General features: G+C 30.9%; 14 protein-coding genes. 4 read left to right on the forward strand and 10 right to left on the reverse strand.

The window, feature by feature from the left end; all coding sequences use genetic code 11:
* Window positions 1-362: 362 nt before the first annotated feature.
* On the forward strand, window positions 363-1,556 hold the full coding sequence (locus ACX6CF_RS11610; protein WP_458785497.1) for an FprA family A-type flavoprotein: 1,194 nt from the start codon (window positions 363-365) through the stop codon (window positions 1,554-1,556).
* A 40-nt stretch (window positions 1,557-1,596) separates the two neighbouring features.
* On the opposite strand, the gene ACX6CF_RS11615 is transcribed toward ACX6CF_RS11610, so the two are convergent.
* Complete coding sequence (locus tag ACX6CF_RS11615; protein ID WP_458785498.1) at window positions 1,597-2,241, reverse strand: CBS domain-containing protein; 645 nt, start codon at window positions 2,239-2,241, stop codon at window positions 1,597-1,599.
* A gap of 285 nt (window positions 2,242-2,526) precedes the next feature.
* Between ACX6CF_RS11615 and ACX6CF_RS11620 the strand changes: the two genes are divergently transcribed.
* Genes ACX6CF_RS11620 through ACX6CF_RS11630 form a run of 3 tightly spaced genes read left to right on the forward strand, consistent with a single transcriptional unit; the run spans window position 2,527 to window position 4,340 of the window.
* The gene (locus ACX6CF_RS11620) at window positions 2,527-2,886 is read left to right on the forward strand and encodes a GntR family transcriptional regulator (protein WP_458785499.1); all 360 of its coding nucleotides are present in this window, start codon (window positions 2,527-2,529) and stop codon (window positions 2,884-2,886) included.
* On the forward strand, window positions 2,887-3,576 hold the full coding sequence (locus ACX6CF_RS11625; protein ID WP_458785500.1) for an ABC transporter ATP-binding protein: 690 nt from the start codon (window positions 2,887-2,889) through the stop codon (window positions 3,574-3,576).
* Complete coding sequence (locus ACX6CF_RS11630; RefSeq protein WP_458785501.1) at window positions 3,576-4,340, forward strand: hypothetical protein; 765 nt, start codon at window positions 3,576-3,578, stop codon at window positions 4,338-4,340. The genes ACX6CF_RS11625 and ACX6CF_RS11630 overlap by 1 nt, the downstream gene beginning before the upstream one ends.
* A gap of 78 nt (window positions 4,341-4,418) precedes the next feature.
* On the opposite strand, the gene ACX6CF_RS11635 is transcribed toward ACX6CF_RS11630, so the two are convergent.
* The 9 genes from ACX6CF_RS11635 to ACX6CF_RS11675 all read right to left on the reverse strand — a co-directional run bounded on the left by ACX6CF_RS11635 (window position 4,419) and on the right by ACX6CF_RS11675 (window position 16,147).
* Window positions 4,419-5,438, reverse strand: a complete 1,020-nt coding sequence (locus ACX6CF_RS11635) for a Gfo/Idh/MocA family protein (protein WP_458785502.1) — start codon at window positions 5,436-5,438, stop codon at window positions 4,419-4,421.
* 121 nt (window positions 5,439-5,559) lie between these two features.
* Window positions 5,560-6,525 carry a sugar phosphate isomerase/epimerase family protein gene (locus tag ACX6CF_RS11640; RefSeq protein WP_458785503.1) on the reverse strand — a complete coding sequence of 322 codons (966 nt, stop codon included), beginning with the start codon at window positions 6,523-6,525 and terminating at the stop codon, window positions 5,560-5,562.
* Window positions 6,526-6,560: 35 nt separating this feature from the next.
* A complete protein-coding gene (locus ACX6CF_RS11645) occupies window positions 6,561-7,643 on the reverse strand; it encodes a Gfo/Idh/MocA family protein (protein ID WP_458785504.1) in 1,083 nt (360 codons plus the stop codon).
* An 80-nt stretch (window positions 7,644-7,723) separates the two neighbouring features.
* Complete coding sequence (locus tag ACX6CF_RS11650) at window positions 7,724-8,725, reverse strand: LacI family DNA-binding transcriptional regulator (protein WP_458785505.1); 1,002 nt, start codon at window positions 8,723-8,725, stop codon at window positions 7,724-7,726.
* Between the two features lie 388 nt (window positions 8,726-9,113).
* Complete coding sequence (locus ACX6CF_RS11655) at window positions 9,114-10,100, reverse strand: carbohydrate ABC transporter permease (RefSeq protein ID WP_458785506.1); 987 nt, start codon at window positions 10,098-10,100, stop codon at window positions 9,114-9,116.
* Window positions 10,100-10,999, reverse strand: a complete 900-nt coding sequence (locus ACX6CF_RS11660) for a carbohydrate ABC transporter permease (RefSeq protein WP_458785507.1) — start codon at window positions 10,997-10,999, stop codon at window positions 10,100-10,102. The genes ACX6CF_RS11655 and ACX6CF_RS11660 overlap by 1 nt, the downstream gene beginning before the upstream one ends.
* Window positions 10,996-13,263 carry a DUF5696 domain-containing protein gene (locus tag ACX6CF_RS11665; RefSeq protein WP_458785508.1) on the reverse strand — a complete coding sequence of 756 codons (2,268 nt, stop codon included), beginning with the start codon at window positions 13,261-13,263 and terminating at the stop codon, window positions 10,996-10,998. Before ACX6CF_RS11665 ends, ACX6CF_RS11660 begins: the two co-directional genes overlap by 4 nt.
* Window positions 13,260-15,275, reverse strand: coding sequence for a YIP1 family protein (locus ACX6CF_RS11670; protein ID WP_458785509.1), 2,016 nt, complete (start codon window positions 15,273-15,275; stop codon window positions 13,260-13,262). Before ACX6CF_RS11670 ends, ACX6CF_RS11665 begins: the two co-directional genes overlap by 4 nt.
* Window positions 15,272-16,147: a carbohydrate ABC transporter permease gene (locus tag ACX6CF_RS11675; RefSeq protein WP_458785510.1), complete on the reverse strand. Its 876-nt coding sequence runs from the start codon at window positions 16,145-16,147 to the stop codon at window positions 15,272-15,274. The genes ACX6CF_RS11670 and ACX6CF_RS11675 overlap by 4 nt, the downstream gene beginning before the upstream one ends.
* Window positions 16,148-16,168: the final 21 nt, after the last annotated feature.

The following is a 16,168-nucleotide window of genomic DNA, read 5'->3' on the forward strand; positions in this document are numbered from 1 at the left end:
TATCAGATGAATTAAATAATTGATATAGAAACAGCAATCTTTTAGCTCTAATAAGCTCATAAAATCAATGATATGTTGAACTTATTAAAATGGGTGTATAGATATTTTAGTTTAATATATTAAATTGAATTCTCATATTATACTACAAAAATTAATTATACTTATTATATGGTTATTAATGTTATACTTATATTGACTTTAATAAAAAGCTGTGTTAATCTACTACTAAGTAATACTAATTATCAACTAACTATTAGTAACTAGAAAATATGACTTTCTTATTAAACTTTTAAATTAAAAGTATAACTTCTGTAAAAGGAAAAATACTATAACTATATAAAATAGGGTGAAAGGAGATTATTATGAATAAAGCTAAAGAAATAAACAATGGAATTTACTGGGTTGGAGCTCTTGATTATGATATACGTTTATTTGACGTAGTAATGTATACAGAATATGGTACTACATATAATTCGTATTTAGTGAAAGGCTCCAATAAAACAGCATTATTTGAGACTGTAAAAGTGAAATTCTTTGATGAGTTTTTAGAAAGATTGAATGAGGTTTCATCAATAGATGAAATAGATTATATTGTTGTTAATCATACAGAACCAGATCATGTTGGTTCTATCTCTAAGATTTTGGAAATGAATCCTGATGTAACAATAGTAGGAACAGCAATGGCTATAAAATTCTTGAAAGAAATTACCAATAAATCATTTAAATCAATTGTAACTAAAGAAGGTTCTACTCTTGAATTAGGTGACAGGACCGTAGAATTCATCATGGCACCATTTCTTCATTGGCCAGATACAATGTACTCTTATATAAAAGAAGAAAAAACATTAATTACTTGTGACTCTTTTGGATGTCATTACTGTGATGAAAAATTATTCAATGATGAAATAGAAGGCGATTTTTTAGACAGTTATAAATATTATTTTGATGTCATCATAGGTCCCTTCAAATCTTATGTTCTACAAGCACTTAAAAAAATAAATAATATTGATATTGATATCATATGCCCTGGTCATGGTCCAATCCTTAGAAAAGATCTTGATAAATACTTGAAGCTATATAAAACATGGGCAACTGAAGATAAAAGAGAAACACCAAGTGTTGTTATAGCTTATGTATCAGCTTACGGATATACTGAAAAGATTGCAAATAAAATTGCAGAAGGTATTAAAAAAAGCGATGGTCTGGATGTATTACTTTATGATCTTGTAGAAACCAAAAAAGATGAAGTCATGAAAGAAATCAATCTAGCCAAAGGACTCTTACTTGGTTCGCCTACAATTGTATCTGATGCTCTACCACCAATATGGGATATCCTTACTTCCCTTAATCCAATAATCCATAAAGGAAAATTAGCTGGAGCATTTGGTTCATATGGCTGGAGCGGTGAAGCAGTTCCTAATATGGAAGGTCGTTTTAAACAACTTCGTTTTAAAATGCCTGTAGAAGGTCTTAAGATCAAATTCAATCCTTCAGATGAACAATTAAAAGAAGCTTATGAATTTGGTGAAAAATTTGGTGAAGCTGTCATAGGATAGTAAATATTAGGGGCTGTGTTGTTTCACAGCCCCTCTTAATTTATTTATAATTATTTTCATTGAATTCTCTTACTTCGAATCCATGACTGTTCAAACTCTTAACAATTTTGCGTATGTCATTAGCTTTAACTCTTAGGGATATTTCTTGCAAACCTAATACTTCTGTGTCAGCTTGAACAATATTTTTAATATTGCCACCTGCTTTTGCAATGATATCAGTTATCTTAGCAAGTTTTCCTTTAAAATCATATATGTAAATAACTAGTCTAGGTTCATTCATGCCATATATGAATCTAAACCTTTCTAATATAGCTTTTTTAGTTATTATTCCTAATAATTCTTCATTCTCATTAACAACAGGTATAAATCTTAATTTATTATTAGCAAAGAACATTGCAGCAGCTTCTTCGATCAGCATATTCAGATTATCAACAGAAGGAACTTTTGTTTTCATGAATTCCTCTACTTTTCTTTCTAGAAATTCTTTCTTGTCTCCCCCGTCTTCCTTGAAATAAGTTTCATAAACATATCGTCTTGATAATATACCTATGAACTTCTTTCCTTCTACTACAGGTAGCGAAAGCAAGTCATTCTCTTCAATGATCTTAAGACCTTTTCCTAAAGTATCATCAATTGAAATAGTATTTAATTCTTCTGCTTTTTTTATGATTGTACCGATATTCATTTAATCACCTCTTTTTATTAATAGCTAAAATGATAATTATAATAACTATTAAAATATTATTTTTCTATATACTATAGTATTCTTTATTATCTATTATAAACCTTTTTTTATAAGATATATTTCTTTTTCTCTTTATAAAACGAAAATATACTTATATCAGCAAGTATTATGCAAGCAAATTAAAAAAATGGGAAGAATTAAAAATAAGTGTTGACAAGTCTATTTTCATAGTGTACTATATACCTAGTGCACTAGTTGTTGCATGAAGTTTATGGAGGTGGATAAGTGAATTTTAATAATAGTATTCCTATCTATATACAAATAATCAATCAGCTAAAGAAAGATATTATAACTGGGAAACTATCACCTGGAGAAAAACTCCCCTCAACAAGAGAGTTAGCTATTAAATATAGTATTAATCCTAACACTTCTGGCAGAATATATAAAGAGATGGAAAGGGAAGAAATCACTTTTACTAAGAGAGGTTTAGGAACTTTTGTTACAGAATCAAAATCTAAAATAGAACATATACGAAATGATATGGCAAAAGAACTAATCAATGATTTCATAAAAGGTATGACGGAACTTGGTTATACTAGTGAAATGCTCATATCAATAATAAAAAAAGAAAGCGAGGAAAAATAGATGTTACTTGAAATTAAAAATCTATCAAAAGGTTATTTATCAAAAAAAGCAGTTAAAAATTTATCATTAACTGTAGAACAAGGTAAAATATATGGTTTTTTGGGTCCTAACGGTAGTGGTAAAACTACATTCATGAAAATGGTAGCAGGATTGTTGAATCCTTCATCTGGTAATATTTTAGTTGAAGGGAATAATGTTGGTGTAAAATCTAAGCAAAAGACTGCTTACATGTCAACTGAGAATTTCATATATCCATATATGAAAATAAAAACTGTAGGCGATTTCTATCAAGATTTTTATAAAGATTTCAACATGGAAAGATACAAAGAATTAATTGCTTATATGGATCTTGAAATGGATATGAAAGTATCTTCTTTATCTTCTGGAATGGCTTCAAAAATGAAAATTGCTGTAACTCTTTCTAGAGATTCTAAATTAATTATGTTAGATGAACCATTAAATGGTATTGATTTGGTTGCAAGAGAAAAAATATTAAATACTATAGTTAAATGTTCTAATGATGAAAATACAATTATCGTATCTAGTCATTTAGTAGATGAAATGGAGAAAATCCTTGACGAAGTTATTTTTATCAAAAACGGTGAATTAGTACTTATGGGAGATGCTGAAACGGTAAGAGAAGAAAGAGGTAAATCTATTGTAGATCTTTATAAGGAGGTATACGCATAATGCTTAGATTAATGAAATATGAATCACTTAAAAAAGCAAAATTAATTGTAATCGCCCTAGTTATGTTTGGTTTAATTGAATTAGCAATACTTTTTACTATTTATAAAGGCGGAATAGCCCTTGTTTTTACAGTAATCTTAATATTTTTACTTGGTTTTGGAGGCCTGATATTTTTACTTATAGACAGTATTAATATGTACTCATCGGACTTATATAAAAAACCCGGATATATGTTATTTTTGACACCTACTAATTCATATCAAATAATTGGTTCAAAATTAATTATTAGTTTAATAGAAGCTACTATCGGCTTAGGTATGTATATCGGATTTATGCTACTTAATTATAAAATAGTATATGCTAAATATCTAAATGACCCTGCTAGTAATGCACGTATGATAATGGATTTCTTTGAAAGCTTTTCAGCTTTACCTTCACCTAGTGAAATAATTTTAGGTATTGTATCATTTATTATTGGCTGGTTTGCTTTAATACTAACTATTTATCTAGCTATAACTATAAGGAAAACATTATTAGCGAATGTTAAACTAGGTGGAATATTTAGCTTTTTATTCTTCTTGATACTTCAAGTTCTAATAACTTATGTACAGTATAAAATAGTTGGTAGTATAGATACTGGTGTAAGTATAGGCAAAGGTGCAACTATGGATTATTCTACTACCTCATTAATATATAGTTCTATTGTTAGTATAATCCTGTATATATCATCATCTACATTACTATCCAAAGGTGTAGATTTATAAAATAGATAGAACATAGGATAAATTCAAGGGGCGTCAAGATGACAGCCCCTTATTATTATATATTTTATTAGTTTACATTTAGAAATTTATTCTTTTCTTCTCTTTTCCACCATCGTAAATTGCACAAATCATTTTTTGAGTCTTATAAGCTTCTTCACCTGTTATCTCTGGTTCAGTACCATTAGTAAGGCTATCATAGTAATTCTTGATTTGTTTTACATGGCTTACTCCCCAATAACTTTTCACATTTCCATAATTGAATATTTCATTAGGGTCTGAATCAGCTGTCAAAGTTCTACCATCTTTGAATTTAACTATTCCCTTATCTGCTACCATACTGGCAATTCCATTTTCACAGTAGATCTCTATCTCTACAGGTGCATCATAACCATAATAATTAATAGCATAGAATCCTGTAAATATACCGTTTTTATATTTTATAACACCTTCAGCTGAATCTTCAACTTCAATGATTTCATGCGCTCTATTGCTTATATTGGCATCAACATATTCAATTTCGCTGTCCATGAACCAACGCATCAAATCCATAGTGTGAATAGCTTGGTCAATAATAACTCCGCCGCCTTCTTTGTCCCAAGTCCCTTTCCAATCACTGTTAGTATAATATTCATCTGATCTATCCCAAGTAACAGATAGTTTTCCAGAGATTATCTTACCTAATTCACCTGATTCCAAAGTACTTTTAATAAGCTGTGAGCCTTTATTATATCTATTTTGGAAGATTACACCAAGAGTTACATCATTATCTTTTGCAGTATCAATCATTTTCTTAGCGTCTTCTAGTTTAATTGACATTGGTTTTTCAGTTAATACACTTACCTTTTTTTCTGCTGCATAGATAGCTATTAATGGATGCATATAGTGTGGTGTACAAATATGTACAACATCTAAATTTTCTTTATCAATCATTTCTTTATAATCTGTATAATATTTACAACCTAATTCCTGTGCCTTTGCCTTAGCCCTATCTTCTTTGATGTCACAAACAGCCACTAATTCTGTACAGCTAAGTTCATTTACAGGATATGCATGCATTGGAAAAATATTTCCACATCCTACAATCCCAACTCTAAACATTGTCATTCATCTCCATCATTAATATAATTTTTGTTTGATTTTTTTGTTGCTTTTTATCACACTATAAACTATTTTATCATATTAATCAAGTGCTACTTGGCAATGAAACATAATTATGAAATTATGCCCACCACATACCACCTGTACTTTCAAAAGTCATGACTTCTTTTAAGAATGTTACAGCTTTTGTCAAACCTTCATTTACTGACATTAATGAATCTTCATGCTCTATACTAATGGCATAATCATATCCAACCATTCTAAGTGCGCTGATTATATCTTTCCATGTAGCATAATCAGTACCATATCCAACTGATCTAAAGATCCAAGAACGATTGATTTCATCTGAATAGTGTCTTGTATCAAGAACACCATTGATACCACAATTAATATCGTCTATCTTAGTATCTTTTGCATGGAAATGGAAAATACAATCTCTTAATTCCCTGATTGCCGCTACTGGATTGATTCCTTGCCAGAATAGATGACTAGGGTCAAAATTAGCTCCAATCTCTTCTCCAACTGCATTACGAAGCTTCAATAATGTATATGGATTGTATACACAGAATCCCGGGTGCATTTCAAGTGCTATCATAGTAACACCATGCTCTTTAGCGAAAGCTACAGCTTTCTTCCAGTATGGAATCAATACTTCATTCCATTGATAATCTAGAACTTCTGTAAAATCTTCTGGCCAAGGACATGTTACCCAGTTAGGTGTCTTATCTTCTTTTGAACCACCTGGACAACCTGAAAAAGTATTTATTTGTTTTAATCCAAGTTTTTCAGCTAGTAATATAGTTTTTTCAAAATCCTCATGGAACTTTTTAGCTACTTCTCTATTAGGGTGTACTGGATTTCCATGACAGCTGAGTGCACTTATTTCCATATTATGTTTTTTGATAGTATTTTTGAATTCTTCTAATTTTGCATCGTCATTAAGTAATATATCAGGATTAGCATGTGATGTTCCTGGATATCCTCCTGCTCCGATCTCTACCATAGTTACGCCTAATTTGTTTAAATAACTAAGCGCTTCATCTAGAGGCTGGTTGTTTAGTAATGGTGTAAAAACTCCTAATTTCATATTTATTTACTCCTTTCGTATCTCTATCATTATTATTAATCTAATATAATTTCTTTTCCTAATTCTGCTGACTTATAGATTGCTTCTAATATCTTAGTAACAACTAGAGCTTGTTCTGGTCTTACTACTGGTTCTGTATCATTGATTATACAATCTACAAAACTTTGAGCTTCAACATCTGCTGGATTATTGCTATCTCCTTCAAAGAAATCAACACCATCAGCACTAAGTCCTGGCTTCTTCACATATAATTTACCAAGATCCGCTCCATTGATTCTAAGTCCGTCTTTCATATCAGCTCCTGCTTTTGTTCCACAAAGTGTTGTCTTAGCTTCACCTGTTTCAAGAGTGTTTAGTGCCCAGCTTGATTCTAAGATAATAGTCGCACCATCTTCCATAGTAACAAATCCAAATGCAGAATCTTCTACAGTGAATTCATCTTGGTTCCAGTCTCCCCAAGCATTACCAGTATCTTTTTGATCTCCTAATTTCTTATATGTAGTACCAACAACTCTTTTTGGTTTGTAGTTATCCATACACCATAGTGTTAAGTCAAGAGCATGTGTTCCAATATCAATTAATGGACCTCCACCTTGTTCTTCTTCGTTAAGGAATACTCCCCAAGTTGGTACTGCTCTTCTTCTTATCGCATGAGCTTTAGCGAAATACACATTTCCAAGATCTCCTCTTTCACAAGATTTCTTAAGGTATTGTGAATCTGCTCTAAATCTATTTTGATAACCTATTGTTAATTTTTTACCTGTTCTCTTAGCAGCTTCTAGCATTTCTTCTGCTTCTTTTACTGTCTTAGCCATTGGTTTTTCACACATAACATGACAACCTGCTTCAAGCGCATCGATTGCAATGAAACTATGTTCTCTATTAGGTGTACATACATATACAACATCTAAATTATTATCTGATAACATTTTCTTATAGTCTGTATAATATTTTGCATTTTCATTTCCAAATTTTTTGCTTGCTTCCACTGCTCTATCTTCTATAATGTCACAAAAAGCAACCATTTCGATTTGTTCTACCTTTTTGATACTTGGCATATGCTTTCCATTAGCTATGCCTCCACAACCTATGATTCCTGCTTTTAATTTGTCACTCATTATTATTCCTCCTATTGAATTGTTTTAAATTATATAAATTTTATATTTTTAATAGCGTAATCATTAAACGAATTATAATACTAGTAATTGACAGATGGTAAAGTTGAATCTCTTATGATAAGTTCATGCTCTAGTTTTACAACAGAATTATTCTCTGCATTACCTTTAATCCTTTGCAACATGATTTCCATTGTTTTTTTACCAATATCATATCTAGGCTGAGCAATTGTAGTAATAGATGGATCATACATAGGTGCAATACTATTATTATCAAATCCTACGATTGCCACATCTTTAGGAACACTAAGTCCCATACTTTTCAACTCTTTTATAGCTCCAACTGCTATTAAGTCTGATATGCAAAATATTGCTGTTGGCGGATCATCCACTTCAAATAATTGTTTGATTCCTCTCATTCCACCTTTATATGAAAATGTATGATAAACAATATAATCATCATTAACCACTAAACCTGCTTCTTCAATAGCTCTAATATAACCTTTCATTCTGTCATAAGATGATCCTACATTATCAACGGATATCATTCCAATCTTTTTATGTCCTAGCTTTATTAGATGGGATGTTGCTTCATAACCTGCAATTTCATTATCAATAGTTACAATAGGGGCTTTTATGTCCTTATTATATTCATTACATAATACAACAGGATAATGTTTGGCTAATTTATTGAATTCTTTGGTAACCATAGCCGTACAAGTAAAGATAACTCCATCTACCAACTTGTTTTTTAGAAAATCCAAATATATGCTTTCCAAATCAATATCTGTATTAGTATTGCAGATCAATACATTATAACCATTTTCATGGGCTGTATCTTCCATCCCTTTTACTATCTTAGAATAAAATGGATTGGAGATATTCTCTAGTAATACTAGTATCATTCTAGTTTCTGATCTTCTTAGGTTTCTTCCTAGTAGATTAGGTTGGTAGTTAAGTTCGTCTATAACTGCTTGAACTCTTTTTCTGGTACTTGATGAAACTGGTCCATTGTCATTCAACACTCTAGAAACAGTAGCTACAGATACTCCAGCTTGTTTAGCCACCTCTTGTATAGTTGGCATATTTAACCTCCTAATAATCATTGTAATTGTTTACATATATTTATTATTTTATATGATGTATCCTTATGTAAAATCTTATGTAATCCGTTACATTTAATTTACAACAGATCGTTACAAATGTCAATATGTATTTTGGCAGAAAAAAAATTTGTTTTATGGTTATGTAAAAAGTATTTGTGGAAAATGTTGAGTTGGTGATAGACAACGGTTATAGAGTATAACCATATATAGTGATAATAACTCTCGTTACGTTTGTTGTTTTTATCTGTTTATAGGGTATGACAACAAGCCGTAAAAGTCGTTATTATCACTATATATGGTTTTTTGTATTATAGCCACTCTTAATTAGTAAAAAAATATTACTTTAATGTATGAAATTATATAGGTATTATTCGCCTGTGATACCTGTTTTATCAATGCTTTCTACGAACCATCTTTGTATAATCAGATAAAAAACTGCAAGGGGAATAATTGATAGTATGGTTCCGGCGAATATCTTGGCTTCTGTAAAATTCAGATTAGGATTTCTGCTGAAGTCTCCTTTAACGCTCTGTGAGACTACTTGCCCAAAATTATTTTGTAAGTTGCCTAATAGCATGGGTACTGTCTTTATCTTTCCATCAAGATAGAGAGATGTTAAGAAGGTCTCATTCCAGTATAGTGAGAAACTGTATACACATACAATAATTAGTGCTGGGCCTGCCATAGGGACTGCTATTTTAATGAATGTTTTGAATGGTCCTGCTCCATCAATGAATGCTGCTTCTTCTAAGGATTTTGGTATCATTTTGAAAAACTGATAAAAAATAAGTATAAAAAGTGCTGCCTGTTCTCCCTGTCCAGTTAGTGCAGGAACTAGTATAGCTCCAAGATTGCCTTTTAGTCCAAGGGCTGAATATATCTGGAATCTAGGTATGAAAAATAGTGTTTTAGGTACGATAAATGTAAATAACATCAATATGAGCACTAACTTCTTGCCTCTGAAATTGAATCTTGCCAAACCGTATCCTATTATACCTGAGGAAATAGCTACACATAGCATGGATAGTCCCGCCAGCAAAGTGGTTGTAAAATAGGAATAAGGTAGGTTAAGTGCTTTCCATGTCATCTTGTAATTGAAGGTATACAGTTTTGAAGGTATCCACTGGACTGTATTATCAACTAAGTCTAGATTGGACATCAAACTGATTGATAACATGTATATAAGTGGGTATAGAAACACAAAACCAAACACGATAAGTATAAAATATACGCATAATTTATAGATGAAGCCGTCATTGTTTTTCATACCGAACAAGAATTTTTTTGCTACGGGTTTCTGTTTGGTAATATATTTTTTTGTCTTATCATAGTATTCTTTTAATCTGCTATACATTAAGATACCCCCTCACTGTTTTTTCTACTTTTGGTAATAAAATATAAAATACCTATTAAAATTACTTGAAGGAAGGAATACAATATGGATAATGCTGATGCATACCCTTCTCTTCTTGAACCGTCATATTTTGATTCCATTATTATATTATTAATAGGATTAGTTTCAAAATTGGCAAGAAATACAACAATAAAAATGACAACTACACTTACAAGTGGATAAATATTAGGTAATGTAATCTTCCAAAATGTGCTCCATGAAGATGCCCCATCAATAGCAGCTGCTTCGTAAACACTCCTATCAATTTTTTGCAAGGCAGCCAGAAAAATTAAAATAGGTACAGCACTATACCAAAGCAACTGTATTATCATATTGAAAATCAAGATAATACCCATTGTTACGCTTTTATTAGGAACAATCATGGAAATCCCGTCTAATATCATTTCGTTAAGATTTATTGACATTCCACCGTATTCACTCATGTTTTTCATTAACTCACCATTCAAGATGATAATCGGTAAGAAAAATAATAATCTAAAAAAAGCTGTTCCTTTTACTTTTTGATTCAGAAGCATGGCAATTATAATTGATAAAGCTATAATGACTGGAACATACAGCAAGGTAGTCAAGAAAAAGTTTTGGGCTTCAATTACAAAATCAATATCATCAAAGAGTATACGCTTGAAATTTTCTAAGCCTATCCACTCATATTCCCAACCTGTCTTATTACCATAATAAACATTATTAAAACTCATGAAAATAGTTTTATATAAGGGATATGCGACAAAGGCCAGAAAGCCCACAATCCATGGACTTATGAAGCAAAGTCCTGTCAAACCCCGCTTTTGACGCATATTCAATTTTCTTTTTCCAATATTCTTTTTATCTCTTTTTTTCATATGACCACAAATCCTTTTCCCTTGATGGTTATATCATTATAGATATAATCTGATTCATTATAGTTGATTACTATTTTCTTACCGTTTGCATATTCTGTCATGACAACATTATCATCAATAGACATATGATTAATCAGTTCACTGCCTATGACATGACTTAATGCATCATTCACTTTCTCATAATAACTGTCTATTCTTTTTTCGAGATATTTATTCTGTGATACATATACATTGGATGAATCAGAGTATTTGATACTGTATGTAGGCTCACCTGTTAATACAAAAGCTGGATAGATACCAAACTCAATCAACCTTAGAATCGCATCATCATCATTAGACGAAAAATTCATATAGGGCGAGTACATATCCATATTACCGCTTACCACAAGGGATACCAAAGGTATTGTTTTATCTATGAACATGAGATTCGATGAACATATAGGTGTTTCATAATAATCAGTCATATATGGATATAGATAAGCATCCCCTATATATATATTGGTTTCAATATTATTTTTATTAAAATACGTCATCAAGTTTTTAATATATTCCATACCTTCATTACTATAGCCGATAGTTCCTTTATCGTAATGTGTAAATAGACTTCCTGTAAAACCATCAAATGCTATAGAATCAATACCATATTCATCTAATTTCTTAATATCCCATTTAGCAAAATCCATAAAATACTTTGGATCGTTTAGATAGTTGTATACCTGAGACTTATCATTTCTAACACTAAGATCTTGTCTGCTCATTTTACTTGCAGTATATTTCGTTTTTTTATGATTAGTTCTGGCATAGTCCATATAATAGTTGAATTTCACATTATTATATTTGAAATAATTCAATACGGATTTAAAATCTTTTCTGCCCCCTAATTCTTTGAATACTTCAAATCTGTAAGCCGATTTATCCAGTATATATGTCTTGAAGGTAACATTCAGATTACTATTTCCTTTATCAATAAATGTCTTAACGATATTTTTGGCTTGATCATAAGAAGTCACCTTTACATTTTCTAGATTAAAGGTACCCATCTCTATTTCATTATTAATAAAATCAATTTTGAGAGGTATTTCCGTTTTTTTACTATCTGCTTTCTTACTGAATCTTGATTGCTTCGTAAGGAAATCACGATAACCTTTTGCAACCCCCACATAATCAGCCTTATCTTTGTTAAGAAAAACGTAACGCTGTACTAAATCAAAATTGTTAGGCTCTTTCTGGAATCCTAGTACATGCTGTTCTTCATCAATTCTACTTTGGAATTGTGAGTAAGTTGTTCTGTAGTTATAGGTAAAATAAGATTGATAATACTCAGTAGAAACATTTTTGGATACATAATTATATGTTGCATAACTTGCTCCACTTTCTGCAATAACCAACACACCATTATCATTTTCTTCATGTATTATTCCGTATATTGGCAGTACAATACTTTCTAAAGGTTTCACAGAAAAGGATGTGGAACCGAAACTAAGTGTATTAGCATAGCCCAAATCTTTTCCATACACAGGAGCTACATATCCTGTCGCATACTTAGGCGTTTCATCAAGCTTAATAATTGCCCCTGAACCATCTGGAATAACTAGATAACCATTATCTTTTCCTGTAGTTGAACCGAGAAATGGATATACTACAATTTCGTTAATAGATACATCATCATTACCAGGTGTCCATAAATCTTCATTATATTCTTCTATACTCTCTCTAGGGATAGACGTTATCAAATCTCCCCCCTGTATCTCAACCCTTAGATCCAATTTAATCTTTGGTTTCAAAAAATCAATAGTAACTATGAATCCCTTATCGCTTTTTTGATAAGTTTTTTTTACATCCTTATCAAGAACGGTTCTCCTTCCAGGTGTGAATTTATCATAAGTAATAACTGAAATACCTGATTTTATATAATTATTCATTTCCTTGCTTATTTTTTTTTCTTCCATATTCATATCAACATCATAAGAATACCAAGTATAACCATCGACTTTGTTTCTAACTGCTATGGCTATACTTTCTTCATCTAGAAATAGCTCTAGCTGGTCATTTTCAGCAACTCTCTCAAAGGTATCGGGTATAGTGAAATCATAATCATCTGATTGATTCATTGTCTCTTCATCATTCACTATGATGGTGGAATAATCATATTTTCCCATAGTAATTCTGTTAGGTACTTCCTCAAAACATTTTTTTAAAGCTATGAGTAGAAGTACTGCTATTACCAAAAAGGTAATGATATATTTAATCTTCTTATTTTTCATCGAGTAATCACCTCTCTTATGAATTCATGCAAGAAACTATGAATTTGATTTCCTAGTGAATAAAGCACAAATAAGAATAGTGCAATAATCAACATGGTGAATATACTTCTTAGAATAACTAAACAGGTCTCTCCAACTTCAAAATTATGTATATCCTTTATCATAAAAAACATCAAAAACAGTACCCATATTATTATTAGATTAATAGGAAGTCTATAAAATACTGCCTGTTCAAGGGTTAATACATTACTGATTGCTATAACAAAAGGCATTATTACAATGATAGGTGTCAAAGCGTAAGCAGTAGCATTATATACATTACCAAAACTTCCTTCACCATCATTAATACTGCAAATCAAATAATTAGATACAATCCATAGAACTGTTACAAAAACGATAACTAATAATTTATATCCAATAAAATACCTGCCGTCAGATACAAATAATACATTAGTACATTTTTTATGGGCGATATAGATTGCTATGGCTAATAGATATATTATTGTTGAAGATATTTTTGAAACTCTATTCTCCATCTTTATTTCATAAAATCCATCTAAAGGATGTCTGAGAAACTCAAAAATGAAAACAATATCATCAATAATCTTAATCTTTCTTACAAGACTAATTTTTTTACTTATCTTAGTATAAAATTCTGTTTTCTTGTTCAACAATCTTAATATGAATCTTATTACTAACAATAACACCAATACTATTAATACAGTATTAAGATTATTTTCAAGCCATTCTTGACGAATCTCCCAGAATGCTTTTGAAATACCACTATCATATCTTGCGTCATAAAATTCATCATAAGCCTGTTCATATCTATCATTACGAAGATATGCTTCACCAAGTCCAACATGTGCATTATCAAATATTGAATTATATTGAAGAGTATATGACCATAAATCTTCACTCTTATCATAATTGCCCTCTTGGTATTCAAACATGGCTTTATGAACTGCATCAGTAAATTCTGTTGCTCTATATGTTTGAATAAGTTTTGTACCTTGATCAATAATTATTACATCATCTTCTGAATTAGTGGCAATACTTATTGGTCTATTAAGTAACCCCAGACGACTGGAACTAAAATCTTTTCCACCATATAGAAATAGCAGGTTACCTGTTGAATCATACTCCGAAACCCAACCTTCTGAATTTACAGTGAAAACACTATTATACTGTCCAACCCAAACACTCTCCGTAGAATAAATACCCACCATATCATTAGGAAAATAATTAGTACCTGATATATTGAATTTCTTTACAGGATTAGATTTTATTGATGAAGTGACCGTATAAATGAATCCTTTCTCATCAATAGCAAGATTGGTTGGTACATCTGGAAAAACTTTCTCTAATTTTTCTTCTTGCTTTTCTGTCAGAAAATAAGCTCTAATCTTATCCACTATAGGTACTTTAAGTGGATTGGCACCAAAAAATGTTAAAAATTCTCCTTCACGGTTTAACATCATAAGTCCATGAATAGAACCTGTACTTCTAACATATATATTACCTCTGATATCCACAACGATATTGGTAGGTCTGAATTTATATCCTTCTTTGAATATAGGCGAATCAGGTTCTCCTATCTCCTGTACTAATTGCAAACTCTTTTTATCAAATACAAATATTTTACTATTGTAACTATCTACCACATATATCTTATCCTCTGTAACAAATGTACTTTTTACAGTTCCAAATTTATCATTTGCCAATTCTTTATAGTATTTGTAATCCTTATTTAGAATGAAGATCTTGTTGTGTCCGCTATCTGTGATATAAATATAATCCTCTTTATCAACAAATACATGTTCAGGCATTTTTAGTCTTTCATCATTGATTGTAGTGATTTTATTTAAAGGTGTATACGCTGTTTGTGTTCTGTTTATGTAGCCATCCTTGTCACTGGTATACGTATTATATGGAGCTTCAGCATTTACTGTTAGAACATTAAAGAACATTACCATTATTAACATTAAGAATATATTTTTAAGTTTTCTCAATTTTTTATCCCCGTATGAGCCATGGAATCCATGACCTTATTCTGTAAAATTATAAATAATACTAGGTTAGGCACGAACATTATGAGTGCAGCCACAGCTGACATTCCTGCTCCTGCAACAATATTTCCTGACCCAGATACTAAAGTGTTCATATAAAACGGTAATGTTCTTAATGCTTCACGATCAACAAAAATATTAGAACCCTCTACATTAGCCCAACTGGCTTGAAAGGTTAGTATAGCCACTGTTACAAGGGGTGGCTTAATTAAAGGCAGAACAATTCTATAATATATCTTCCATTTACCAGCTCCATCAATCTTAGCTGCTTCTAATAATTCATCTGGCAGCTGGTCAATGAATTGTTTTAACAAGAAAATACCTATAGGCATAGCTAATAATGGTATGATATGTGCCAAATATGTGTTGAAGATTCCTATGTTAACAACAATCAAGAATCTTGGTATAGCTACTGCTACTGGCACAAACATCAAAGCCAAAGTATTAATTTTATTGAATGTCGCCTTTCCCTTGAACTCTAATTTTGATAAAGCAAAAGCTGCACATGAACTAATTAAAAGTGTCAGTATGATTACGCTGACTGTCACAATGATACTATTGAATAAATATCTTGATGCAGGTATACCTGACTCTGCAGAAAAATTAAATAACAATCTAAAATTCTCTAAAGTCGGTTTTTTTACAAAGAACTTAGGTGGATATGCAAACAGTTCTGTAAAAGGTTTAAACGCATTGTTAATGATAAAAACAATAGGTAATGCCATAAAGATTGATAATATAATTAAAAATATATGAAATCTCAATTGATTACGGTGGAACTTTTGGGGGTTAAATTTCATTCCAATATTCGCCATTTTTTCACCTCACAGTTTATT

This window comes from Vallitalea sediminicola, from assembly GCF_054408565.1.

Coding starts and splice junctions, on each gene's coding strand:
- ACX6CF_RS11650 (WP_458785505.1), bottom strand. CDS start 8,725: ATGCCAACTATACAAGAGGTGGCTAAACAAGCTGGAGTATCTGTAGCT.
- ACX6CF_RS11610 (WP_458785497.1), top strand. CDS start 363: ATGAATAAAGCTAAAGAAATAAACAATGGAATTTACTGGGTTGGAGCT.
- ACX6CF_RS11675 (WP_458785510.1), bottom strand. CDS start 16,147: ATGGCGAATATTGGAATGAAATTTAACCCCCAAAAGTTCCACCGTAAT.
- ACX6CF_RS11645 (WP_458785504.1), bottom strand. CDS start 7,643: ATGAGTGACAAATTAAAAGCAGGAATCATAGGTTGTGGAGGCATAGCT.
- ACX6CF_RS11655 (WP_458785506.1), bottom strand. CDS start 10,100: ATGTATAGCAGATTAAAAGAATACTATGATAAGACAAAAAAATATATT.
- ACX6CF_RS11665 (WP_458785508.1), bottom strand. CDS start 13,263: ATGAAAAATAAGAAGATTAAATATATCATTACCTTTTTGGTAATAGCA.
- ACX6CF_RS11640 (WP_458785503.1), bottom strand. CDS start 6,525: ATGAAATTAGGAGTTTTTACACCATTACTAAACAACCAGCCTCTAGAT.
- ACX6CF_RS11660 (WP_458785507.1), bottom strand. CDS start 10,999: ATGAAAAAAAGAGATAAAAAGAATATTGGAAAAAGAAAATTGAATATG.
- ACX6CF_RS11625 (WP_458785500.1), top strand. CDS start 2,887: ATGTTACTTGAAATTAAAAATCTATCAAAAGGTTATTTATCAAAAAAA.
- ACX6CF_RS11630 (WP_458785501.1), top strand. CDS start 3,576: ATGCTTAGATTAATGAAATATGAATCACTTAAAAAAGCAAAATTAATT.
- ACX6CF_RS11635 (WP_458785502.1), bottom strand. CDS start 5,438: ATGTTTAGAGTTGGGATTGTAGGATGTGGAAATATTTTTCCAATGCAT.
- ACX6CF_RS11615 (WP_458785498.1), bottom strand. CDS start 2,241: ATGAATATCGGTACAATCATAAAAAAAGCAGAAGAATTAAATACTATT.